The following is a 22239-nucleotide window of genomic DNA, read 5'->3' as shown; positions in this document are numbered from 1 at the left end:
CCCGCATAACGTCCTGCCCGGTTCGTCCCGTTCCACTTCCGCCGAAGATGTGGGGAAGACCACGTCAAGCGATGCGCCGGTGACAGCCGTGCACCTCTGAGACGACGGAACCCCGGGCGGCGGTTGCCGTCCGGGGCTACGGGTTCCGTTTTTTTCGTCCGGTATTCATCCGCCGGACGAACTGCTTTCCGTCTATGCCCTACAGCCCCCGGCCACCGGCACCGTCCGTGCCCGCGTCCGTGTCGTCATCGTCCCCACTGTCATCATCATCCTCGTCACCCTCCCAGTCAGGCGAATCGGGGTCGTAGTCGATCTGCTCGCTGCTCCAGGAAGCCTGCGAGAGCTCGACACCGGGCAGCTGGCTGACCAGGTCGAACGGATCAACCAGATAGGCGAGGGCCTCGGCGTCGTCCTCCTTGACGGCCGTCTCGGCATGCAGACGCTCCTCGGCGGGCATGTGCTCGTCATCCGCGATGCGGCGAAGGGCGGATGCGGCGAGGTCGCCGGAGTCGTCGACCTCGACCACCAATTCGACGCGGAGCCGTACAAAACGTGATGTCTCAGGTGTGCTCATGGGTCGGAGCGTACGACCCGGGGCCCCCGCGACTTTCCCACGACCCGCGCCTTTCATTACCATCGCCCCACACGGCCAATTCGCCAGCGCCACAAGGGGGATCCGATTCCGTGTCCGCACGTCGATCGTTGCTGACCGCCACCGCCGCGGGGGCCCTGCTCGGAGCCCTCTGGTTCGTTCCCTCCGCGAACGCGACGGCAACGTTCAGATCCCCGACGGCCCCTGATTCCCAGCAGGTCGTCCACACCGAACAGCGCCGAGCGACTCCGTCATCGGACACCACCACCACCGCCACGACCGCCGCCGCCCCCGCGAAGGCCCATCTCGCGGACACGGGAGCGGGCGTCGATACGACGCCGTACCTGATCGGCGGGACCGCGTTCCTGGGCCTCGGGGCGGGGTTCGTGGCGTATTCCGTACGACGGGAGCGGCAGGGGCCTGCTTACTGAGGGGTGGGCGCGGCTCACTGAGGAGTGGGCGCGGCTCACTGACGGACGGGGTCCGGCTCGCCGATCGGCGGGCCGAGCCTCGCCGCCCGCAGTGCGGGGAACGCCGCGGCGACGAGCAGCGTCGCCGTCACGCACACGAGTCCGCCCGCCATCACGGCCGCCCGCGCGCTGGTCAGCTCCGCCAGGAAGCCGACCGCCGCGTTGCCCAGGGCCGGGGAGACCGTCGCCTGGACCATCCAGAGGCTGCTGACCCTGCCGCGCAGTTCGTCGGGTGTGCCGTGCTGGAGCAGGGCCGAGCGGAGCGTCTCGGATATCAGGTCGCCGAGCCCGGCCAGGGCCAGGAGGGTCAGGGCCAGGGGCAGCCAGGACGTCATGCCGAAGCCCGTCAGTGAGAGGCCCCACACGAGCACCGCCCCGATCAGCGCGTGCCCGCCCGCGCGCGCCGTCCAGCCACTGGTGGCCGCGCCGACGAGCGCGCCGAGCGCCGGGGCGGCGTAGAGCAGGCCCACCACTCCTGGACCGCCGCCGAACTGCTCGTCCGCGAGGACCGGGTACAGCGCCTGCGGCATCGTGAAGACCATCGCGGCGGCGTCGATGAGAAGCAGGCCGACGATGAGCCGGTGCCCCCGGACGAACCGGACCCCGTCCGCCACGGCCGCGAAGGCCTGCCGGACCCCCTTGCCCGTGGCGGCCTTCGCCGGGGGCAGCGGACGTACGAAGAGCAGCGCGACGGAGAAGACCAGGAACCCGGCCGCGTCCACCGCGAAACAGGCGGCGAGGCCAGGTCCCGCGATGAGTACGCCACCGACGGCGGGGCCGACGAGGGCCGCAAGCTGGGTCGACGCGGCCGTCAACGCGCCCGCCGCCGCCAGGCGTTCGGTGCCCACGAGGGCAGGGATCGCCGCCATCATCGCCGGTCCGCCGAGGCCCGCGAGGAGGCCGGTGAGTCCGGTCGCCGTGTAGATCACCCATAGCTGGGGGTGCGGCACGAGGGCGTTGACCATGAGGGCCGCCGCCACGAGCGTCAGGGGGAGGCGGGTCACGAGCATGAGCGTCCTGCGGTCGCGGCGGTCGGCCAGTACACCGCCTATGAGTACGCCGACGACGAGCGGGAGGGCGCGGGCGAGGCTGACGAGGCCGATCTGGAGGGGCGAGCCGGTGAGGTCGTAGATCTGGACGGCCACCGCGACGCTGGTCATCAGAGTGCCGACGAGGGCGCCGAGGAAGCCCACGTAGAGGAGGCGGAAGTCGCGGTTGTCGCGGAGGGGGGTGACGTCCATGGCTAGGCCGGACAGGCCGGACAGGCGGGGCACGAGCGGCTCCAGGGAGGGGCGGTCGGAGGGCGGAGGCCAGGTGAGGGCAGCCTTACTTGGATCACTCTGACGGGACGCCCGCTTAAAGTCAACGTGTGTGAAGTTCAAGGGAGCGACCGTCACCGCCCGCGCCGTCGCAGGTGCCCGGTACCGTCAGTGGCGATGCACAGCGAGACTCCGGACACCGACCCCGCGCCCACGCCCGACCCCACCGCCGCCCCCCGGACCAGGCAGCGCCCCACCCACCGCAAGGGCCGCGCCACCCTCACCCGCGACGGCGTGGGCCAGGCGGCGCTGGAGTTCCTCGGCGACCACCAGGCCGCCGAACTGACCATGCGCTCCCTCGCGAACGAGCTTGGCGTCTCGCCCCGGGCCCTCTACAACTACGTGGCGGACCGGCGGGATCTGATCACCGTGGCCGCCGAAGTCTTCGAGGCCCGCTGGCAGCCGCCGGCGCTCGACGCGCACGAGTGGCGGAACTCCCTCCGGCGATACCTCCGGGATCTGCGCGCCCACTACCGGCGCCACCCGGGCATGACCACCCTCGCCCTGAGCGAGAACATCACCATGGCCCGCGACCCGGCCATGCTGCGGAACGTCGACGGGCTCATCGGCTTCTTCACCGAGGTCGGCCTGCCCCCGCGCGACGCCTATCTGGCGTGCATGGAGGCCATCCGGCTCGTCGTCGGCTTCGTGGAACTGCAGGACCGCGCGTACGACCGCCCGCCCCCGGACCTCGACCCCGCCGACCTGGAGCAGGTCCCGCCCCCATGGCTGCGGTCCGACTCCGGGGACGAGCTGCCCCATCTGCGCCGGGCGAGCCAGGAGCTGGCCGCCGAATCACCGGACGCCCTGTTCGAGTTCGCGATGGACGTCCTGACGGAAGGCCTCGCCGGCCGGGCACGGTGAGGACGGCGTCGGCACTACGCCGTACCTGATCGGCGGGCCGGCTTACTGATCTACTGAGGGGCCTGCTGAGCGACGAAGTCCGAGGTGTCCAGCTCGAAGGCAAAGGGCTCGGGCACGTGCAGCTGCTCGCCGAAGGGGACCGTGGTGCGGGACCGATAGCCCTTCGGTGAGGGGTCCCAAAAGGCGGTGATTTCTTCCGCCTGCATGTCGAGCACCAGGTACACGGGCACCACGCGGCCGTACGTGTCGAGCTTGTCCAGCCAGTCCACGTCCTTGGTGGAGACGGACGTCAGCTCGGCTACGAGCGAGAGGGCGGCACCGTCGGCGTGACGGCCGTCGGCTTCGAAGGCCGTCTCGTCGGCGACAAACAAGTCCGGACCGAAGCCGCGCCCGGAGGAAGGAAACGTAAAGAGGAAGGGCGACGTCTCCGCGACGTGCCCTTCCGGCACGTGATCCTCCACCTGCTTGCGCAGCCGTCGCATCGGACGGAGGTAGCGCAACTTCGACCACGGCGACACGACGATCTTCCCCCGGATGAGCTCGGCCTTGTAGCCGTCAGGCGTGTCCAGCTTCTCGACGATCCGGAGCATGTCCGCGAAGGACCCGTCCGAAGGGGCGTCTATAGCTTCTGCCGGCCGCTCGATCATGGTGGTCACCGCGGTCCTCCACTGACTACAGGGCGTATCGCTGCCTCCACGGTAGCGCCGGAGGAAGGCCGGGGCCTGTCCCGTCACCCCACGACCGCCAGTACGGGCCGCTGCCCCAGCTCGAACCAGAGCAGCTTTCCGCCCCGCCCGAAGAGGTCGTCGCCGAGGGGGTGGCCACCCCACGCGTCCGCGTAGTGGCATACGAGGAAGAGCCCGCGCCCGCACTCCCGGTCGACCGGGGCGACGCGAGATGACTCCGCCCCCGTCCCCACGCCTGCCCCTCTCCCCCGGTCGAAGGGAGGCGGAATATGCGGATCGGTGTCCCACACGGTGACGCGCAGCCCGCGCCCACGATCCAGCTGCCGCAGCCGCAGGGCTGCGGGGCCGGCACTGTGGCTGTACGCATTGGTCACCAGCTCGGAGGTCAGCAACTCGGCCGTGTCGGCCAGTTCACCCAGGCCATGCGTGACAAGAACGCTGCGCAGCGTGGTGCGGGCGATGCGCGGGGCGCGGGGGTCACGGGGCAGATGGAGGGCGTACGTCCACGGGGCGGGCGCCGGGGGCTGGGGCGGGGATACGGTGACCATGAACGCCTCCTGCGGTGAAGGGACTTGGTTCGCTCTTCACGCGACGCCCTGCGGTGGCCTGCCGCGGCTTTGCGGTGCGCTTCCGGGGGCGAGCGGTTCAGCAGCTCGGTTCTCACCGTAGCGGCGGCCGTAGAATGGTTTCTACGAAATCCACGTATGCATCCTACGTTCCATCCGTGTGGGTGACAGGGCACGGCAAGGGAGTGCAAGAGAATGCCGCCACGGCAAACGCCCACAGCACGCCAGCTCCGCCTGGGCGTCGAGCTGCGTAAACTCCGCGAGCGCGCCGGCCTGACCGCTCGCGCCGCAGGCGAGCTGATCGGCGCAAACCAGGCCCGGATCAGCAATATCGAAACCGGCCGCTTCGGCCTCAGCGAGCAGCGCATCCGCACCCTCGCCCAGCACTACGACTGCGCCGACGAGCCACTCGTCGACGCGCTCGTCGCCATGGCAGCGCACCGCAAGCGCGGCTGGTGGGAGGAGTACCGCGAAACCCTCTCCGCCTCGCAGCTCGACCTCGTCGAGTCCGAGCACCACGCGACCGCACTGCGCATCTCCAACGCCCTGCACATCCCCGGTCTGTTGCAGACCCCCGGCTACATCAGGGCACTGTTCGACGGCTCCGTGCCACGCCTGTCGCCACCCGATGTGGAACACCGGATCTCGTTCCGCATCAAACGCCAGGAGGTGCTCTACCGAGAGCACCCCACCCCGTACAGCGCCGTCATCCACGAGGCAGCCCTACGGATGCAGTTCGGCGGTACCACGACCACACGCGAGCAGCTCAAGCACCTCACGGAGATGAGCGAACGCAAGGAGGTCACCCTGCGGGTGATCCCCTTCACCCACGGTGTTTTTCCCGGCTCCGGCCAGTCCATCGGCTATTACTCGGGGCCAGTGCCCCAACTCGACACCGTGCAACTGGACCAGTCCCATGGGGCTCTGCTCCTGGACGCCGAAGCCCAGGTTCACAAGTACGCGCTGCTTCTGGACCGCATGGAGGACACAGCGCTCGACTCCACAGCATCACGCGATTTCATCCAGCGCATCGCGAACGAACTCTGACCCGGGGAGCAACCATGACCAACCTGAACTGGCAGAAGTCCTCGTACTGCCAAGAGGCAAGCGCCTGCGTCCACGTCGCCACGACCCCCGACGGAACGGTCCACCTCCGCGAGAGCGACACCCCCGAGACGATCCTCACCACGGACCCCCGCCAGCTCCGAGCCCTGATATCCCACATACGCACCCCCGGAACCCACCCCTGACACATTCCTGCAATCCCCGGTGACCGGGCATCGGACCCGGTGCCGTGTCGTCGATCGGGTGAGCCTGGGTGTCGGACCACATGGGTGGGCGGGCGGGCGGCTAGGCATGCCGGTATGAGAATCGATGCCCCGCGCAGGAACAGCGGCGCCCCGCGTGCCCGTCAGCTTCGTCTCGTCGGTGCCGTGTGCGCCCTCGTGGCCTCAGCGGCACTGGTGACGGGCTGCGGGGAGGACAGCGGCGACAAGGCTGCCGCCACCGCGGTGGACGAGGTCAAGGGCAGCAAGCTGACCGACCTCGAGCTGAAGAGCGCGGACGACGTCAAGGACGATGACGGCGACGATGACGCCGCGAGCGCGAGCCCCAGTCCCAGCGCGAGCGCCGGCGCCGCAGGGCCGCAGTGGGTCGCGGAGGTGGCCGAGAAGGACGGGACCTCGCACACCGTCCGCATCGACGCCGTCTCGGGCAAGGTGCTCAAGTCCGAGCCCGAGCGCGACCGGGACGCCGACGACAAGAAGGAGACGGCCGACTGGCTCTCCCGCGTCAAGCAGTCGCCGGAGCAGGCGGCCGAGACCGCCGTGGACAAGACGAAGGGCACGGTCACCTCCGTCGGTCTCGACGACAAGGACGACGGCTCTCTCGTCTGGTCCGTCGATGTCGTCACGAAGGACTGGAACAAGACCGACTTCGAGATCGACGCCGTCAAGGGCGACATCACCCACGAGCACGTCGACCGCGACTGACGCACCGTCACCATGCGCTGGGGGCGCCGTCAGTAACTCACGACGCCCCCGGCAACGTACGAAATGCCGCCGCTAGGCCAGCGGGCCCGTCACCGGCTCGACCGCGTCGAGCAGCGCGCCGGAACGTACGAACTCGTCCGCCGCGGCCAGATCCGGGGCGAGGAAGCGGTCCGGGCCCGGGCCCTCGACGCCCGCCTTGCGGATCGCCTCGATGACCGCCCGGGTCGCGGGGGCGGGCGTGAGGCCCTCGCGGAGTTCGACCGCGCGCGTGGCCGCGTACAGCTCGATCGCGACGATGCGGGTCAGGTTGTCGACCGCCGTACGGAGCTTGCGGGCCGCCGACCAGCCCATCGACACGTGGTCCTCCTGCATCGCGGAGGACGGGATCGAGTCCGCCGACGCCGGGACCGCGAGGCGCTTCATCTCGCTGACCAGGGCCGCCTGCGTGTACTGGGCGATCATCAGGCCCGAGTCCACGCCCGCGTCGTCCGCGAGGAACGGGGGGAGCCCGTGCGAGCGGTTCTTGTCCAGCAACCTGTCCGTGCGGCGCTCCGTGATCGAGCCGAGGTCCGCGGCGGCGATCGCGAGGAAGTCCAGGACGTACGCCACCGGCGCCCCGTGGAAGTTGCCGTTCGACTCGACGCGGCCGTCGGGCAGGACCACCGGGTTGTCGACGGCGGCGGCGAGCTCGCGCTCGGCGACCGTGCGGGCGTGGGCGAGGGTGTCGCGTCCGGCGCCCGCGACCTGCGGCGCGCACCGCACCGAGTACGCGTCCTGCACGCGCGGCGCGTCGTCCTGGTGGTGGCCGGTGAGCTCTGAACCGGCCAGGACCGCGGCCATGTTGGCGGCGGACGCGCCCTGACCCGGGTGCGGGCGGATGGCGTGCAGCTCGGGGGCGAGGACCTTGGCGGTGCCGAGGAGCGCCTCAAGGGTGAGGGCCGCGGTGATGTCGGCGGACTTGTAGAGGGCGTCGAGGTCGGCGAGGGCCATGACCAGCATGCCGAGCATGCCGTCGGTGCCGTTCAGGAGAGCGAGGCCCTCCTTCTCGCGCAGCTCGACCGGCGTGATGCCGTGCGCGGCGAGCAGCTCGCCCGCGGGCTTCAGCTCACCGTCGGGGCCCTCGGCGTCGCCCTCGCCCATGAGCGTCAGGGCGCAGTGGCTGAGCGGCGCGAGGTCGCCGGAGCAGCCGAGCGAGCCGTACTCGTGCACGACGGGCGTGATCCCCGCGTTGAGGACGTCGGCCATGGTCTGCGCGACCTCGGGGCGTACGCCGGTACGGCCGGAGCAGACCGTCTTCAGACGCAGGAACATCAGCGCGCGGACCACCTCGCGCTCCACGTGCGGGCCCATTCCCGCCGCGTGCGAGCGGACGATGTTGCGCTGCAGCTGGGCGCGGAGGTCCGGGCCGATGTGCCGGGTGGCGAGGGCGCCGAAGCCGGTCGATACGCCGTAGACGGGCTCGGGCTTGGCCGCGAGGGCGTCGACGATCTCGCGCGAGGCGGCGAGGGCGGTCACGGCTTCGGCCGAAAGCTCGATCCGGGCGTTGCCGCGCGCGACGGCGATGACGTCCGCTGCGGTCGTCCCGGACGTCCCCAGGACCACGGTATGCATATCCATATTCAGCAGAGTACGGACTGAATCGCCAGGTGTCACGGGCGGATACGGCCTGAGCCTCTTACCGCTCGCCACCCCGCGACTCAGGACCGTGACTCAGGACCGCGGCCCCGGAAGCGGCGCCTCTCGCCCGCCGGGCGCGAACCCTCCGAGTTCGCGAGCCGTACCACCGGGTCGTCCGCGCCCTCGCGCCCCGCGACCACCGGCTTCAGCGCGCGCGCCGCCTTCGCGCGGTACTGGGCCGCGTCCGCGAGCCGGAACAGACGGCGGGCGGAGCGGACCTCGCCGATCGGGTCCTCCGTGGAGGCGACCCCGCACGCGACACCGTCCCCCAGCTCCAACTCGGCCGCCCGGACGCACAGTTCGTCCGCGACCCGCACCACCTCGTCGGCCGAAGGCCCCACCGAGAGCAGGCAGAACTCGTCCCCGCCGAGCCGCGCGGACAGGGTCCCCGGCAGCATCGCCCCGCACAGGGAGAGCACCGAGCCGAAGCGTTCGAGGAGCCGGTCGCCGACCGCGTGGCCCTGGGTGTCGTTGACCCGCTTGAGGCCGTTCACGTCGCACACGACCAGGCTCACCACCGCCCCGTCCTTACGGTGGCGCTCCACCGCCTCCTCCAGGCGCAGATCGACCGCACGCCGGTTGGCCAGGCCCGTCAGGGCGTCGGTGAAGGCGAGGCGGCGGGCCTCCTCCAGGCGTTCGGTCTGCGCGATGCCCGCCGCGACCACCGAGGCGAGCACCGTCGCGAAGTCCGCGTCCGCACGGTCGAAGACCGGCGCACCCACCGGGCGCGCCACATAGAGCTCGCCCCACGCCCGCCCGTGCAGCACGATCGGCGCGACCACGCAGCAGCCGCGGCCCCGTCTGCGCAGGGCGGCGACGCGCTGGTGGCAGTAGCCCGGAGCCGTGATGTCCGCGGGACCGCCCGCCGTCTCGACCCAGGCGTGCGGCTCGCCGCCGCCCGCCCAGCGTTCGTGCAGGAACTCGGTGATCTCCGGGAACTGGTTCACCGGATACGCCTCACGCTCCGGGAACTCTTCCTCTCCCTCGGCGCGTTCGCCCACGTTCACGAGCACCCGCAGCCGCCCGAGGTCGCGCTCCCAGACGGACAGGGCCGCGAAACTCCCCGAAAGGGCACGGCACGCGCCGCGCGCAGCCGCCCGCCAGGACTCACGCGGAGTGTGCGCGGCGGCCATCCCCTGCGCCAGCACGACTACGGCCCGCAGCCGAACGTCCTCTCCCATCTCCCCAGGCTAGGAGATTTACGACATTTTGGGCGATCGGAACATTACGGAGAGTGCGGAAGGGGTGTCTCCGTCACTCTCCCGGCCAGTTCGGCTTCCGCTTCTCGTTGAACGCGGCCACGCCCTCCGCCCGGTCACCGGAGAAGGCCACCGAGCGCCAGGCGGCGTCCTCGACCTCCAGACCGGCGCGCAGGTCGAGCCCGTGACCGAGCCGCAGGGCACGCTTGGCGGCGCGCAGTCCGACGGGCGAGTTGCCCGCGATCCGCGCGGCGAGCGCGAGCGCTTCCGTACGGTCCTCACCCTCACCCACCAGCTGGTCGACGAGCCCCAACTCCCGCGCCTCGGTCGCCTCCACCCGCCGCGCGGTGAAGATCAGCTCGGCGGCGCGGGCCGCGCCCACCCGGCGCGGAAGCAGCTGCGTACCGCCGCCGCCCGGGATGACGCCGACCGACACCTCGGGGAGTCCGACCACGGCGGTCGGGTCGGCGACGATGAGATCGCAGGCGAGCGCGAGCTCGAACCCGCCGCCGAGCGCGAAGCCGTGCAGGGCCGCGACTGTCGGCACGGGCAGTTCGAGTACGCCGGTGTAGGCGGCCCGCGCCGTGGGCCGCTGGCGCACCAACTCGGCGTCGGAGAAGGAATTGCGCTCCTTCAGGTCGGCGCCGACACAGAACGCCCGCTCATGGGTGGACGTGACGACCACGACGCGGGCGTCACCGTCCTGCGCGAGGGCGTCGCAGGCGGCGCCGATGGAGCGGGCCATGTCCGTGGACACGGCGTTCATGGCCTTGGGCCGGTCAAGGACGAGCTCGGCGACGTAGGCGTGCCGCCTGACGCTGACGAATTCCCCGAACCGCTGCTCGGCACCCATTGCTTTCCTCCACGTCCGGTTAACGACCGTTATCGCGTTGCACGAGGATCATGTCACCGGTGCGGGGCGACGGGAAGGGTGGTTCAGGTTCGGGGAGGCGGGCTCAGCTCCGCCGGGCAAGCAGCCACGGCTCGACGACGCCGAGACCACGCACGGGCCGCTGCCACATGGGCTGCAGCGCGAAGCGGTAAGAGGGCGACTCCAAGCCCTCCTTCTCCGCCAGCTCGGCCGCCTCCGCAGCCTCGGTCTCAGAGGCCGGCGCCTGCCCCGTCCGCGTCAGCTCCTCCGCGAGCGCCCCGTCCACGAGGACCGCGTCCCGGGGCGCTATCGACGTGAGGCGGCTCGCGAGGTTCACCGTCGTACCGAACACGTCGCCCATGCGCGTGGTGACCGTGCCGAAGGCGATGCCGACGCGCAGCTCGGGCATCGTCTCGTCGTTGGCCATGGTCTCGATGAGCCGCAGCGCGATCTCCGCGGCCACGCCCGCGTCATCGGCGGCGTACAGGACTTCGTCGCCGAGGGTCTTGATGAGCCGCCCGCCGTTCGCGGCGACCAGGTCGGCGGCCGTGGTCTCGAAGGCCTCGACGAGTTCGCCGAGTTCTTCCTCCTCCATGCGCCGCGTGAGCCGCGTGAAGCCGACGAGGTCGGCGAAACCGACCGCGAGCCGCCGGTCGACCATCTCCTCGTCGTCCGCGGCCTGTACGACCCTGCCGGTCGCGGCGGCCAGCTGCCGCCGCCAGACATAGACGAGGAACTCCTCCAGCTCGGGCAGGAGCAGCTCCATCAGGGGGTACGTCACTTCGGTCCGGGTCATGCCCGGCTCGGGCGGCTCCGTCAGACCTTCCAGGAAGGAGTCGATCTGCCATTCGGCCAGGCGGGCGGTGGTCTGCCCGGTCGACCGGGCCACCTGCACCGCCATCGCCTCACTGAGCAGCCCCGCCTCCACGAGACCGGCGAGGCGGCGCAGCGCGAGCACGTCCGCCTCGGTCAGGGCCTTGGCCTGGCCGATGTCGGGAAAGCCCATGGCCCGCCAGAAGCGCGATGCGAGCTCCATGGAGACACCCGCGCTGCGGGCCGCCTGGAACGGGGTGTAGCGGCGGTCCGCGCCGAGGATCAGCCCTTCGAGGCGCAGGGCGAGGGGGTCCTTCTCCTGGTCCCCGGGCTTCTCGTCCCCGGAGTCCATCGAGTCGAACGCATGGGTGGCGGACCCGGCGGACCCAGCGGTACGTCCGGACTCGCCGTCGGGAGCGGAATCGCCCGCCCCGGAGCCCGTGTCGTCGACGGTCACGCCTGCTGCCCTTCCGATCTGCCGCGGTCAGGTATCGACCGGCGCCAACTTTACGGCAGGTGTGCCGCAGCTCACGCCTTTCCTGGCGGGGCGCCTTGAACTGTGGGTCCCCCGTGGGTGCGCTGACGAACACACCTTTCGCGCCCACCCGCCCGTTTGCCCCGCATCCTCACCTGAACGAACAAGCTTTCCCACCCACCCGATTACCCCGGGCTCCTACACCCCCCTCAGATGCACCACGTCCCCCGCCCCCACCGGCTCCTGCACCCCGTCCCCCGTGGCAAGCACCAAGCGGCCGTCGCCGTCCACCGCCACCGCCTCGCCCATGATCGAGCGGTCGCCCGGCAGCTCCGCGCGGACCTTGCGGCCGAGGGTCGCGCAGCCCGCCGCGTACGTCTCCTGGAGGCGGGATGCCGCCGGGTCGCCCTCCACCGCGCGCCAGTCCCCGTACCACTGCTCCAGCGAACGCAGCACCGCACGCAGCACCGTGTCCCGGTCCGTCGTGGTCGCCCCGGCCAGCGCCAGGGAGCCCGCCGTGGGCACCGGGAGCTCGTCCGCGCGCAGGGTCACGTTGATGCCGATGCCGACCACCACGCCCCCGCCGCCTCCCTTCGCCGAACCGGCCCGCTCCGCGAGGATCCCGCCCGCCTTGCGCTCTTCCCCGCCGACCGTCACGAGGAGGTCGTTCGGCCACTTGAGGGCCGTGTCCACCCCGGCCGCCCGCGAGAGACCGGTGGCGGCGGCGACCCCGGTGAGCAGCGGCAGCCACCCCCACCGCTCGACCGGCACCGCGGGCCCCGGCTTGAGGAGTACGGAGAAGAAGAGACCGGAGCGCGCGGGCGCCGACCAGCGGCGGTCGAGCCTGCCGCGCCCCGAGCTCTGCTCCTCGGCGACGAGGACCGCGCCCTCGGGGAGCTCGTCGGCTCGTGCGGCCAGATCCGTGTTGGTCGACCCTGTCGCGGGCACCACGTCCAGGGAGGTCCACAGGCTCCCGTCCCGCACCAGCGCGCGCCGCAGCGACGCGGCGTTCAGGGGCGGCCTTTCGAGGTCGGACCAGCGGCTGTCGTCAGGGACGCCCGACGGCGTACCGGAAGGAGTGTCCGAAGGATCGTCTGAAGCATCTCGCGGCGTCATGCAAGCCACCTTAGGTGTGGTAAACGCCGCACTGCCGAACCGTATACACGCAGCTACCCTACGAGTCAGTAGCAAGCGAGTCACAGCAGCCTCAAGCCACCGTCGCAAGCCGCCAGTCGCCCCTTTGAGCAGGCAGGGAGCCGCATCCCTATGTCCGAGCCGGAAGAGCCCAACGTGCCCGTGCCAAGCGCCGCAAGCGAAACCCCCGCCACCCCCGCGAGCTCCGACGCAGGTGACCCGGGTATCGACATCCATACGACTGCGGGAAAACTCGCTGATCTGCAGCGCCGCATCGAGGAGGCCAAGCACGCCGGTTCGGCTCGCGCGGTCGAGAAGCAGCACGCCAAGGGCAAGTTGACGGCGCGCGAACGCATCGATCTGCTCCTGGACGAGAACTCCTTCGTCGAGTTCGACGAGTTCGCCCAGCACCGCTCGACCGACTTCGGCCTGGAGGCCAACCGCCCTTACGGCGACGGGGTCGTGACCGGTTACGGCACCGTCGACGGCCGCCCCGTGGCCGTCTTCTCCCAGGACTTCACGGTCTTCGGCGGCGCCCTCGGCGAGGTCTACGGCCAGAAGATCGTCAAGGTCATGGACTTCGCCCTGAAGACCGGCTGTCCGGTCATCGGCATCAACGACTCCGGCGGCGCCCGCATCCAGGAGGGCGTCATGGCCCTGGGGATGTACGGGGAGATCTTCCGCAGGAACACGCACGCGTCCGGTGTCATTCCGCAGATCAGCCTGGTCGTCGGGCCGTGCGCGGGCGGGGCGGTCTACTCCCCCGCCATCACCGACTTCACCGTCATGGTCGACCAGACCTCGCACATGTTCATCACCGGGCCCGACGTCATCAAGACGGTCACCGGTGAGGACGTCGGCTTCGAGGAGCTGGGAGGTGCCCGCACCCACAACAGCACCTCCGGTGTCGCCCATCACATGGCGGGCGACGAGAAGGACGCGATCGAGTACGTCAAGTCCCTCCTCTCCTACCTGCCTTCGAACAACCTCAGCGAGCCGCCCGCCTTCCCCGAGGACGCGGACCTGGCGCTGACGGACGAGGACCGCGAGCTCGACACGCTGATCCCGGACAGCGCCAACCAGCCGTACGACATGCACAGCGTGCTCGAACACGTTCTGGACGACGCCGAGTTCTTCGAGACGCAGCCGCTGTTCGCGCCGAACATCCTCACCGGCTTCGGCCGGGTCGAGGGCCGCCCGGTGGGCATCGTCGCCAACCAGCCGACGCAGTTCGCCGGTTGCCTGAACATCGACGCGTCCGAGAAGGGCGCCCGCTTCGTCCGCACCTGCGACGCGTTCAACGTCCCTGTCATCACCTTCGTCGACGTGCCGGGCTTCCTGCCGGGCGTCGAGCAGGAGCACACGGGCATCATCCGCCGCGGCGCGAAGCTGATCTACGCCTACGCCGAGGCGACGGTCCCGCTGATCACCGTCATCACGCGCAAGGCGTTCGGCGGCGCGTACGACGTCATGGGCTCCAAGCACCTGGGCGCCGACCTCAACCTGGCCTGGCCGACCGCGCAGATCGCGGTGATGGGCGCGCAGGGCGCGGTGAACATCCTGCATCGCAAGACGATCGCGGCGGCGGAGGCCACCGGCGACGTCGAGGCGACCCGGGCCCGGCTCATCCAGGAGTACGAGGACCGGCTCCTCAACCCGTACACGGCCGCCGAGCGCGGTTACATCGACGCCGTGGTCATGCCGTCGGAGACCCGCGCCCATCTTGTCCGGGGCCTGCGTCAGCTGCGTACGAAGCGGGAATCCCTTCCCCCGAAGAAGCACGGCAACATCCCCCTCTAGGCCGTGCCTCAGCCAGACCGTGCTTCAGCGAGGAGTCCGTTCATGATCAAGGTCGTACGGGGCAACCCCACCCCGGAGGAGCTGGCCGCCGCACTGGCGGTGGTCCAGGCGCGCGCCGCGGCGGTCGCGAACCAGCCGTCCGGCGCGCCCGCGGTGCTCGACGCCTGGGCCGACCCGGCGCGGGTGGCCCGCCACCGCCTTCCCGCACCTGGACCGACGACGTGGGGCCGCACGTACTGGCCCGTGTAGGCCCCGGCTGAAGATGAGTGGGACATGCAGGGCGCCTGAGTACGCGTACTCAGGCGCCCTGCACCTCTCCGCGCGCAGTATCGGAGTCATGCTGTGGTCGGACCCCGAGAACAACCCGCCCAAGGACATGCGGGACATGCAGGCGAAGATGCGCCGTGCGGGAGTCGTCCTCGCCCTGGCGATGGTCGTGGCGATGTTCGTCCTCGGCCTGCGCTGAAGCTCACCGGCTGAGACTCACCGGCGCAGGCTCACCGGCTGATGCTCGCTACGCTGGCCGCATGAGTGATCAGCCCCGCCGTCTCGTTCTCGCCTCCAAGTCCCCCGCCCGGCTCGGCCTCCTGCGCCAGGCCGGTCTCGCCCCCGAGGTGATCGTCAGCGGGGTCGACGAGGACGCGATCTCCGCACCGACCCCCGCCGAGCTCGCCGTCGCCCTGGCCGAGGCCAAGGCGTCGGTCGTCTCCGCGCGCCCGGACGCGAAGGGCGCCCTGGTCGTCGGCTGCGACTCGGTCCTCGAACTGGACGGAGAAGCGCTGGGCAAGCCCGCCGACGCCGAGGAGGCCACCGCCCGCTGGAAGTCCATGCGCGGCCGCGCGGGCATCCTGCAGACCGGCCACTGTGTGTACGACACCGCGGCAGGACGGCACGTGTCGGCGCTCGCATCGACCGTCGTCCGCTTCGGTGAGCCCTCGGACGAGGAGGTCGCCGCGTACGTGGCGAGCGGTGAACCGCTGCACGTGGCGGGCGCGTTCACGCTCGACGGCCTCTCGGCCCCCTTCATCGACTCGATCGAGGGCGACCACGGCAACGTCATCGGCCTCTCGCTGCCGCTGCTCCGCCGCCTCCTGGGCGAACTTGGCGTCGGCATCACGGAGTTGTGGGCGAAGTAGCCCCAGGGGGCCTCGCAAGGGCTCAGGCGGGCTGTGGGGCGCCGTTCTCCGGGGCGCCGCCGCCCGCTTCCCCCTTGCCGACGCGCGGCTCGTCAGAGACCGCGTCGGGCTTCTTGTCGTACGCCACGAGGGTCAGGACGATCAGGCCGAGCACGACCATCATGAAGACGAAGGCCGCCCAGCCCACCAGGCCGATCGAGAACGCACCGAGCAGGCCGTGCACCACGGCGGCGCTGATCAGGAGCAGCCGTCCGAAGCGGCCCGGCGCGCGGTCGCGTATCGCCGAGCGCAGCATGATGACGCCGCACAGCGCGAGGTAGAGGCCGAAGAAGCCGCCCGCGATCCACGTCGACACGGACATCGCGTGCGGGTCGAGCCCGGCGAGCGACATGTCCTGCTTGTCCACGACGAGCCCCAGGAACCAGTTGAGCAACGCGATGCCCACCGCCTCCACCAAGAGCACGATCGCGCCCACCCAGGCCACCGGTCTACGCGCCACGGCGCCCACCCTCTTCCACTGTTACCGCTAGTACGTCCCAGACATCGCGAACGCTACTAACGGGTAAACCAGGGGACAAGGGCTCTGCCGAAGGCAAAGAATCATTGGGCCATTCGTAGGGACTCCACAAAGAATGGCCCCCTGCCGCAGCACGCCCTCACAGAGACCTTGGCCACACCGGCGCGCTAGTCTCCCTCGAAGGGACCCTGCGTACCGTGGTGCGACAAGGGATTTCACGGACGGGCAGGCCCCGGATCACGCTCCGTGTGGGCAAGCTCACCACTGGGGACGGGTCGAAAGGTCGTGTCGGCAGTCCCTAAACTCGGCTTGTTTCAAGGAGGGAGCCATCGTGCGCAAGGTGCTCATCGCCAACCGTGGCGAAATCGCTGTCCGCGTTGCTCGGGCATGCCGGGATGCAGGGATCGCGAGCGTAGCCGTCTACGCAGATCCTGACCGGGATGCTCTGCATGTACGCGCGGCAGATGAGGCGTTCGCCCTGGGCGGTGACACTCCGGCCACCAGCTACCTGGATATTTCCAAGGTGCTGGCCGCGGCCAAGGATGCGGGGGCGGATGCGATCCACCCCGGTTACGGCTTCCTTTCGGAGAACGCCGAATTCGCCCAGGCCGTGCTGGACGCGGATCTGATCTGGATCGGCCCGCCGCCGCAGGCCATTCGTGACCTGGGGGACAAGGTCGCAGCCCGGCACATCGCGCAGCGCGCGGGTGCCCCGCTGGTGGCCGGTACGCCGGATCCCGTCAGCGGATCCGACGAGGTCGTGGCCTTCGCGAAGGAACACGGCCTGCCGATCGCGATCAAGGCCGCCTTCGGTGGCGGCGGACGCGGTCTGAAGGTGGCCCGGAACCTCGAAGAGGTGCCCGAGCTGTACGACTCCGCGGTGCGCGAGGCCGTCGCGGCCTTCGGCCGCGGCGAGTGCTTCGTCGAGCGCTACCTCGACAAGCCGCGGCACGTGGAGACCCAGTGCCTGGCCGACCAGCACGGCAACGTGGTCGTCGTCTCCACCCGTGACTGCTCGCTGCAGCGCCGCCACCAGAAGCTGGTGGAGGAGGCGCCCGCGCCGTTCCTGAGCGAGGCCCAGACCGCCGAGCTGTACGCGGCGTCCAAGGCGATCCTCAAGGAAGCCGGCTATGTGGGCGCCGGCACCGTGGAGTTCCTGGTCGGCACCGACGGCACGATCTCCTTCCTGGAGGTCAACACCCGTCTGCAGGTGGAGCACCCGGTCACCGAAGAGGTCGCGGGCATCGACCTGGTCCGTGAGATGTTCCGTGTCGCCGACGGCGAGGAACTGGGCTACGGCGACCCCGAACTGCGCGGCCACTCCTTCGAGTTCCGCATCAACGGCGAGGACCCGGGCCGCGGCTTCCTGCCCGCGCCGGGCACCGTGACCCTCTTCGACCCGCCGTCGGGTCCCGGCGTGCGCCTGGACGCGGGCGTCGAGTCCGGCTCGGTGATCGGCCCGGCCTGGGACTCGCTCCTGGCCAAGCTGATCGTGACCGGCGCGACGCGCGAGCAGGCCCTGCAGCGGGCCGCGCGCGCGCTGGACGAGTTCACCGTGGAGGGCATGGCCACCGCCATCCCCTTCCACCGTGCGGTCGTCAAGGACCCGGCCTTCGCCCCGGAACTGACCGGCTCCGCCGACCCGTTCACGATCCACACCCGCTGGATCGAGACCGAGTTCGTCAACGAGATCCCCGCGTTCGCCGCGGCGGTCGACACCGAGGCGGACGAGGAGCCGGGCCGCGAGACGGTGGTCGTCGAGGTGGGCGGCAAGCGCCTCGAGGTCTCGCTGCCCTCCTCGCTCGGCATGACCATCGCCCGCACCGCCGCAGCGGGCGGCGCCCGCCCCAAGCGGCGCGCGGCGAAGAAGTCGGGCCCCGCGGCCTCCGGTGACACCCTCGCGTCGCCCATGCAGGGCACGATCGTCAAGATCGCGGTCGAGGAGGGCCAGGAGGTCCAGGAAGGCGATCTGGTCGTCGTCCTTGAGGCCATGAAGATGGAACAGCCTCTGAACGCGCACCGCTCGGGCACGATCAAGGGCCTCACGGCGGAGGTGGGCGCGAGCCTGACCTCCGGCGCGGTCATCTGCGAGATCAAGGACTGACGCGCTTCTCGAAAACGCCGGGCGGGCTGGGAAGGTTCCAGCCCGTCCGGCGTTTGAGGACGAACTCGGCGGAGCCGGTGGCCGACGGTACGCAAGCTTCGGGCAGACTATGGGCACGCGTACAGGTCAGGGAGGCACGCCATGGCAGTGAGCCCGCAAGAGCGCCCCCGCTTGAAAAGAGCTGACGCGCGCCGCAATTACGACCGGCTCCTCGCACAGGCGCGCACCGCCTTCGCCCAGCACGGCACGGACGCCTCGCTCGAGGACATCGCCCGCCACGCGAACGTGGGCATCGGCACCCTCTACCGCCACTTCCCCAACCGGCACGCTCTGATGAGCGCCGTCTTCGAAGAGGCGGTGAGCGATCTCCTCGACCACTCCCACGCGCTGCTCAAGGATCCGCACCCCTGCTCGGCCCTGGTGACCTGGCTCCGCGCCATCATCACTCATGCGGGTGAGTACCGCGGGCTCTCCCGCGCCCTCATGTCGGCGTCGCACGACGACAGTTCGGCACTCTCCCGGTGCAGCAGGCCGATGCGCGAGGCGGGCACGGCCCTGCTCGTGCGGGCACAACAAGCCGGCGCCGTACGCCACGGCGTCTCGATCGGCGATCTGATGCAGCTGACCAACGCGATCGCGCTGGCCGCCGAAGAGACCCCCGACGAGCCGGAGCTGGCCGACCGCCTCCTGATGCTGACCCTGCGCGGCCTGAAGCCAGAAGGCTCCGCGCCCGAAGGCTCGGCGCCCGAAGGGCCGGCACCCGAAGAGTCCGTTCAGGACCCGGCGGCCGGTTCAACGGCGGCGTAGATCCGCCACTCGCGCGGAACGCTCCCCGGGCTGCTGCTCCCCGAGCACCGCACTGCGCAACTGCGCCCCAGGACCTGCCCCGTGACCACCGTGGTTACGACGCTGGCCCGGCAGGGGCACGTCCCGGCGCGGCTGTCGCGCCGGGACGGAATCCACCCCTGATCCGGAGTTGGAGTTCGCGTTCCCGCCCGCGACCGCGATCTGTACGCCCTGGTCAGCCAGGGCCTGCAGTTCGGTGGCCGCACGGTCGTCGTGCGCGGGTGGTTCGTCCGTGACCAGGCGGGTGATGACGTCCGTCGGCACCGTCTGGAACATCGTGTCGGTGCCGAGCTTGGTGTGGTCGGCGAGGACCACGACCTCGGCCGCCGCCTGGACGAGCGCACGGTCCACGCTCGCGGAGAGCATGTTGGACGTGGAGAGGCCGCGCTCGGCGGTCAGACCACTGCCCGACAGGAAGGCGCGCGAGACCCGCAGACCTTGCAGGGACTGTTCGGCCCCGCTGCCCACGAGCGCGTAGTTGGACCCGCGCAGAGTGCCGCCGGTCATGACGACCTCGACGCGGTTGGCATGGGCCAGGGCCTGTGCCACCAGAAGGGAGTTGGTGACGACGGTCAGACCGGGTACCCGCGCGAGCCGTCGGGCCAGCTCTTGCGTGGTCGTACCCGCCCCGACGACGATGGCTTCGCCTTCTTCGACGAGTCCCGCCGCGAGATCGGCGATAGCCGTCTTCTCGGCGGTCGCGAGATGTGATTTCTGCGGAAAGCCGGACTCCCGCGTGAATCCGCCCGGCAATACCGCACCGCCATGTCTGCGGTCGAGGAGTCCTTCTGCCTCCAGCGCGCGCACGTCCCGCCGTACGGTCACTTCGGAGGTCTGGACGACGCGGGCGAGCTCCCGGAGCGATACCGCTCCGTTGGCCCGCACCATTTCGAGGATCAATTGGCGACGTTCTGCAGCGAACACGAAACTGACAGTAACCCCAACGACCGTCTGCTTTCAGCACTTTGCGCCGAATTACAGAAGTTGTTCGCACGGCTGAGCAGGAAGTGGTATAGGACCTATCCGCCCCGCCTATGCCGGGCGAATGGGACGCAACAGCCCGTGACCTGCGCAGAGTTAATACCCGCTCGAAACCCGATCAGTCGCCGTTCAACCGACGATCAGCCCGCGATCAGCCTTCGCCCGCCGACTTCCGCGTGTGGAGTTGACGCGCGACCTCCGCGATCGACCCCGAAAGGGATGGATACACGGTGAAAGCGTTCGCGATCTGCTCGACCGTCAGATTGTTGTCGACCGCGAGCGCGATGGGGTGGATCAGCTCCGAAGCGCGCGGCGCGACGACCACACCGCCCACCACGATGCCCGTACCGGGGCGACAGAAGATCTTGACGAAGCCGTCGCGGATGCCCTGCATCTTCGCGCGCGGGTTGCGCAGGAGCGGCAGCTTCACGACACGGGCGTCGATCTTGCCGCCGTCGACGTCTGACTGGCTGTAGCCGACGGTCGCGATCTCGGGGTCGGTGAAGACGTTCGACGACACGGTCTTCAGGTTCAGCGGCTGCACCGCGTCGCCCAGGAAGTGGTACATCGCGATGCGCCCCTGCATGGCGGCGACGGAGGCGAGCGCGAAGATCCCGGTCACGTCACCGGCGGCGTACACACCGGGCGCCGACGTCCGCGAGACCTTGTCGGTCCAGATGTGACCGGAGTCCTTGAGCTTGACCCCGGCCTCCTCCAGATCCATGCCACTGCTGTTCGGGATGGCGCCCACGGCCATCAGGCAGTGCGTCCCGGTGATGACACGGCCGTCGTCGAGCGTCACCTCCACGCGGTCGCCCACACGCTTGGCGGAGGCGGCGCGCGAGCGCGACATGACGTTCATGCCGCGACGCCTGAAGACGTCCTCGAGGACGGCGGCGGCGTCGGGGTCCTCGCCGGGCAGCACGCGGTCACGACTGGATACGAGCGTGACGTTGGACCCGAGCGCCTGATAGGCACCGGCGAATTCGGCACCGGTGACACCGGAGCCGACCACGATGAGCTCTTCGGGGAGCTCGTCGAGGTCGTACACCTGGGTCCAGTTCAGGATCCGCTCGCCGTCGGGCAGCGCGTCGGGGACCTCGCGCGGGTGCCCGCCGGTGGCGATGAGCACGGCGTCGGCGACGAGGGTCTCCTCGGTCCCGTCGGCCGCGCGCACGACGACCTTGCGCGAACCGTCGGTGTCCTGCTGGCCCTCCAGACGGCCACGGCCGCGCAGCACGCGCGCACCCGCGCGGGTGACGGAGGCGGTGATGTCGTGGGACTGCGCGAGCGCGAGGCGCTTCACACGCCGGTTGACCTTGCCCAGGTCGACGCCGACGACGCGCGCGGGAGTGTCGATGTGCGGAGTGTCGTCCGCGACGATGATGCCGAGCTCCTCGTACGAGGAGTCGAAGCTTGTCATCACCTCGGCCGTGGCGATCAGAGTCTTGGACGGGACGCAGTCGGTGAGCACCGATGCCCCGCCCAGACCGTCGCAGTCGACGACGGTCACCTCCGCGCCGAGCTGGGCGGCAACGAGTGCCGCCTCGTATCCGCCGGGTCCGCCGCCAATGATCACGATCCGAGTCACGTACTCCATTGTCCCGCACGCTTCAAGGTGCTTCGCCCCGGGGGCTCCATCCGGGCCGTTCTTCCTACATGTCCGGCTACACGTCCGGGCCGTTCTTCCTACGAGAAGGGCACTTCCGCCATCGGAGGGACGCACGCTTCACCTGCCGTACCCTCGACCACATGTCGCTCTACGCCGCGTACGCCGGCAATCTGGATCCGCGGCTCATGTCACGCCGCGCCCCGCACTCGCCGCTGCGCCAGACCGGCTGGCTGAACGGCTGGCGGCTGACGTTCGGCGGGGAGCACATGGGGTGGGAGGGCGCGCTGGCGACCATCGTCGAGGCGCCGCGCTCACAGGTCTTCGTGACCCTCTACGACGTCGCCCCCATGGACGAGGACTCCATGGACCGGTGGGAGGGCGTGGGCCTCGACATCTACCGCCGGATGCGCGTACGCGTGCACACGCTCGACGGCGAGGAACCGGCCTGGGTGTACGTCCTCAACGGATACGAGGGCGGGCTGCCGTCGGCGCGCTATCTGGGAGAGCTGGCGGACGCGGCGGAGACGGCGGGAGCGCCCCACGACTACGTGATGGAACTCCGCAAGCGCCCCTGCTAGCCCTGCCG

24 protein-coding genes are annotated in these 22239 nt (G+C 70.4%); 12 read left to right on the top strand and 12 right to left on the bottom strand.

The annotated features are described in order from the left end of the window. Positions 1–199: 199 nt before the first annotated feature. A complete protein-coding gene (locus ACWFRJ_RS38810; protein ID WP_453542349.1) occupies positions 200–574 on the bottom strand; it encodes a hypothetical protein in 375 nt (124 codons plus the stop codon). Positions 575–684: 110 nt separating this feature from the next. Between ACWFRJ_RS38810 and ACWFRJ_RS38805 the strand changes: the two genes are divergently transcribed. Next, a complete protein-coding gene (locus ACWFRJ_RS38805; protein WP_453542346.1) occupies positions 685–1023 on the top strand; it encodes a hypothetical protein in 339 nt (112 codons plus the stop codon). A 35-nt stretch (positions 1024–1058) separates the two neighbouring features. Here ACWFRJ_RS38805 and ACWFRJ_RS38800 read toward each other — a convergent pair whose 3' ends face one another. Continuing rightward, entirely contained in the window at positions 1059–2336 is a 1278-nt protein-coding gene (locus tag ACWFRJ_RS38800) for an MFS transporter (RefSeq protein ID WP_453542343.1), read from the bottom strand. Positions 2337–2498: 162 nt separating this feature from the next. Here ACWFRJ_RS38800 and ACWFRJ_RS38795 point away from each other — a divergent pair, with 162 nt between their 5' ends. After that, the gene (locus ACWFRJ_RS38795) at positions 2499–3245 is read left to right on the top strand and encodes a TetR/AcrR family transcriptional regulator (RefSeq protein ID WP_453542340.1); all 747 of its coding nucleotides are present in this window, start codon (positions 2499–2501) and stop codon (positions 3243–3245) included. Between the two features lie 50 nt (positions 3246–3295). Here ACWFRJ_RS38795 and ACWFRJ_RS38790 read toward each other — a convergent pair whose 3' ends face one another. Continuing rightward, positions 3296–3892, bottom strand: a complete 597-nt coding sequence (locus tag ACWFRJ_RS38790) for a Uma2 family endonuclease (RefSeq protein WP_453542591.1) — start codon at positions 3890–3892, stop codon at positions 3296–3298. A gap of 83 nt (positions 3893–3975) precedes the next feature. Continuing rightward, positions 3976–4479 carry an ATP-binding protein gene (locus tag ACWFRJ_RS38785; protein ID WP_453542337.1) on the bottom strand — a complete coding sequence of 168 codons (504 nt, stop codon included), beginning with the start codon at positions 4477–4479 and terminating at the stop codon, positions 3976–3978. 213 nt (positions 4480–4692) lie between these two features. Between ACWFRJ_RS38785 and ACWFRJ_RS38780 the strand changes: the two genes are divergently transcribed. From ACWFRJ_RS38780 to ACWFRJ_RS38770, 3 genes are all read left to right on the top strand, one after another. After that, the gene (locus ACWFRJ_RS38780) at positions 4693–5544 is read left to right on the top strand and encodes a helix-turn-helix domain-containing protein (RefSeq protein WP_453542334.1); all 852 of its coding nucleotides are present in this window, start codon (positions 4693–4695) and stop codon (positions 5542–5544) included. A gap of 14 nt (positions 5545–5558) precedes the next feature. Next, the gene (locus ACWFRJ_RS38775; protein ID WP_453542331.1) at positions 5559–5747 is read left to right on the top strand and encodes a DUF397 domain-containing protein; all 189 of its coding nucleotides are present in this window, start codon (positions 5559–5561) and stop codon (positions 5745–5747) included. A 114-nt stretch (positions 5748–5861) separates the two neighbouring features. Beyond that, complete coding sequence (locus ACWFRJ_RS38770) at positions 5862–6488, top strand: PepSY domain-containing protein (RefSeq protein ID WP_453542328.1); 627 nt, start codon at positions 5862–5864, stop codon at positions 6486–6488. A gap of 72 nt (positions 6489–6560) precedes the next feature. On the opposite strand, the gene hutH is transcribed toward ACWFRJ_RS38770, so the two are convergent. The 5 genes from hutH to ACWFRJ_RS38745 form a co-directional block, all read right to left on the bottom strand. Continuing rightward, the gene (gene hutH / locus ACWFRJ_RS38765) at positions 6561–8099 is read right to left on the bottom strand and encodes a histidine ammonia-lyase (RefSeq protein WP_453542588.1); all 1539 of its coding nucleotides are present in this window, start codon (positions 8097–8099) and stop codon (positions 6561–6563) included. Positions 8100–8185: 86 nt separating this feature from the next. After that, positions 8186–9346, bottom strand: coding sequence for a diguanylate cyclase domain-containing protein (locus ACWFRJ_RS38760; protein WP_453542325.1), 1161 nt, complete (start codon positions 9344–9346; stop codon positions 8186–8188). Between the two features lie 73 nt (positions 9347–9419). Next, the gene (locus ACWFRJ_RS38755; RefSeq protein WP_453542323.1) at positions 9420–10217 is read right to left on the bottom strand and encodes an enoyl-CoA hydratase/isomerase family protein; all 798 of its coding nucleotides are present in this window, start codon (positions 10215–10217) and stop codon (positions 9420–9422) included. Between the two features lie 103 nt (positions 10218–10320). After that, positions 10321–11505: an adenylate/guanylate cyclase domain-containing protein gene (locus tag ACWFRJ_RS38750; RefSeq protein ID WP_453542320.1), complete on the bottom strand. Its 1185-nt coding sequence runs from the start codon at positions 11503–11505 to the stop codon at positions 10321–10323. 216 nt (positions 11506–11721) lie between these two features. Next, positions 11722–12639 (bottom strand): biotin--[acetyl-CoA-carboxylase] ligase, encoded by a 918-nt coding sequence (locus tag ACWFRJ_RS38745; RefSeq protein WP_453542317.1) that lies wholly within the window; start codon positions 12637–12639, stop codon positions 11722–11724. Between the two features lie 150 nt (positions 12640–12789). On the opposite strand from ACWFRJ_RS38745, the gene ACWFRJ_RS38740 reads away from it, so the two are divergent. The 4 genes from ACWFRJ_RS38740 to ACWFRJ_RS38725 all read left to right on the top strand — a co-directional run bounded on the left by ACWFRJ_RS38740 (position 12790) and on the right by ACWFRJ_RS38725 (position 15593). Beyond that, on the top strand, positions 12790–14457 hold the full coding sequence (locus ACWFRJ_RS38740) for an acyl-CoA carboxylase subunit beta (RefSeq protein ID WP_453542314.1): 1668 nt from the start codon (positions 12790–12792) through the stop codon (positions 14455–14457). A gap of 42 nt (positions 14458–14499) precedes the next feature. Further along, positions 14500–14706: an acyl-CoA carboxylase subunit epsilon gene (locus tag ACWFRJ_RS38735; protein ID WP_383283186.1), complete on the top strand. Its 207-nt coding sequence runs from the start codon at positions 14500–14502 to the stop codon at positions 14704–14706. Between the two features lie 88 nt (positions 14707–14794). After that, positions 14795–14923, top strand: a complete 129-nt coding sequence (gene mmpB, locus ACWFRJ_RS38730; RefSeq protein WP_453542310.1) for a morphogenic membrane protein MmpB — start codon at positions 14795–14797, stop codon at positions 14921–14923. A 61-nt stretch (positions 14924–14984) separates the two neighbouring features. Beyond that, positions 14985–15593: a nucleoside triphosphate pyrophosphatase gene (locus ACWFRJ_RS38725; protein ID WP_453542307.1), complete on the top strand. Its 609-nt coding sequence runs from the start codon at positions 14985–14987 to the stop codon at positions 15591–15593. A gap of 22 nt (positions 15594–15615) precedes the next feature. On the opposite strand, the gene ACWFRJ_RS38720 is transcribed toward ACWFRJ_RS38725, so the two are convergent. Continuing rightward, positions 15616–16092, bottom strand: a complete 477-nt coding sequence (locus ACWFRJ_RS38720; RefSeq protein WP_453542304.1) for a hypothetical protein — start codon at positions 16090–16092, stop codon at positions 15616–15618. Between the two features lie 349 nt (positions 16093–16441). Here ACWFRJ_RS38720 and ACWFRJ_RS38715 point away from each other — a divergent pair, with 349 nt between their 5' ends. Both ACWFRJ_RS38715 and ACWFRJ_RS38710 read left to right on the top strand, forming a co-directional pair. Then, positions 16442–18214 (top strand): acetyl/propionyl/methylcrotonyl-CoA carboxylase subunit alpha, encoded by a 1773-nt coding sequence (locus ACWFRJ_RS38715; protein WP_453542301.1) that lies wholly within the window; start codon positions 16442–16444, stop codon positions 18212–18214. 141 nt (positions 18215–18355) lie between these two features. Continuing rightward, the gene (locus tag ACWFRJ_RS38710; RefSeq protein ID WP_453542298.1) at positions 18356–19021 is read left to right on the top strand and encodes a TetR/AcrR family transcriptional regulator; all 666 of its coding nucleotides are present in this window, start codon (positions 18356–18358) and stop codon (positions 19019–19021) included. On the opposite strand, the gene ACWFRJ_RS38705 is transcribed toward ACWFRJ_RS38710, so the two are convergent. Both ACWFRJ_RS38705 and ACWFRJ_RS38700 read right to left on the bottom strand, forming a co-directional pair. After that, entirely contained in the window at positions 19007–19984 is a 978-nt protein-coding gene (locus ACWFRJ_RS38705) for a DeoR/GlpR family DNA-binding transcription regulator (protein ID WP_453542295.1), read from the bottom strand. The genes ACWFRJ_RS38710 and ACWFRJ_RS38705 overlap by 15 nt on opposite strands. 208 nt (positions 19985–20192) lie before the next feature. After that, on the bottom strand, positions 20193–21641 hold the full coding sequence (locus tag ACWFRJ_RS38700; RefSeq protein ID WP_453542292.1) for an NAD(P)H-quinone dehydrogenase: 1449 nt from the start codon (positions 21639–21641) through the stop codon (positions 20193–20195). A 152-nt stretch (positions 21642–21793) separates the two neighbouring features. Here ACWFRJ_RS38700 and ACWFRJ_RS38695 point away from each other — a divergent pair, with 152 nt between their 5' ends. Then, positions 21794–22231, top strand: coding sequence for a gamma-glutamylcyclotransferase (locus ACWFRJ_RS38695; RefSeq protein ID WP_249588135.1), 438 nt, complete (start codon positions 21794–21796; stop codon positions 22229–22231). Positions 22232–22239 lie beyond the last annotated feature (8 nt).

The sequence above is a fragment of the Streptomyces sp. NPDC055239 genome, from assembly GCF_053606205.1.
The sequence above is the reverse complement of the archived record's forward strand: the minus strand, read 5'-3'. Positions and strand labels throughout refer to the sequence as shown.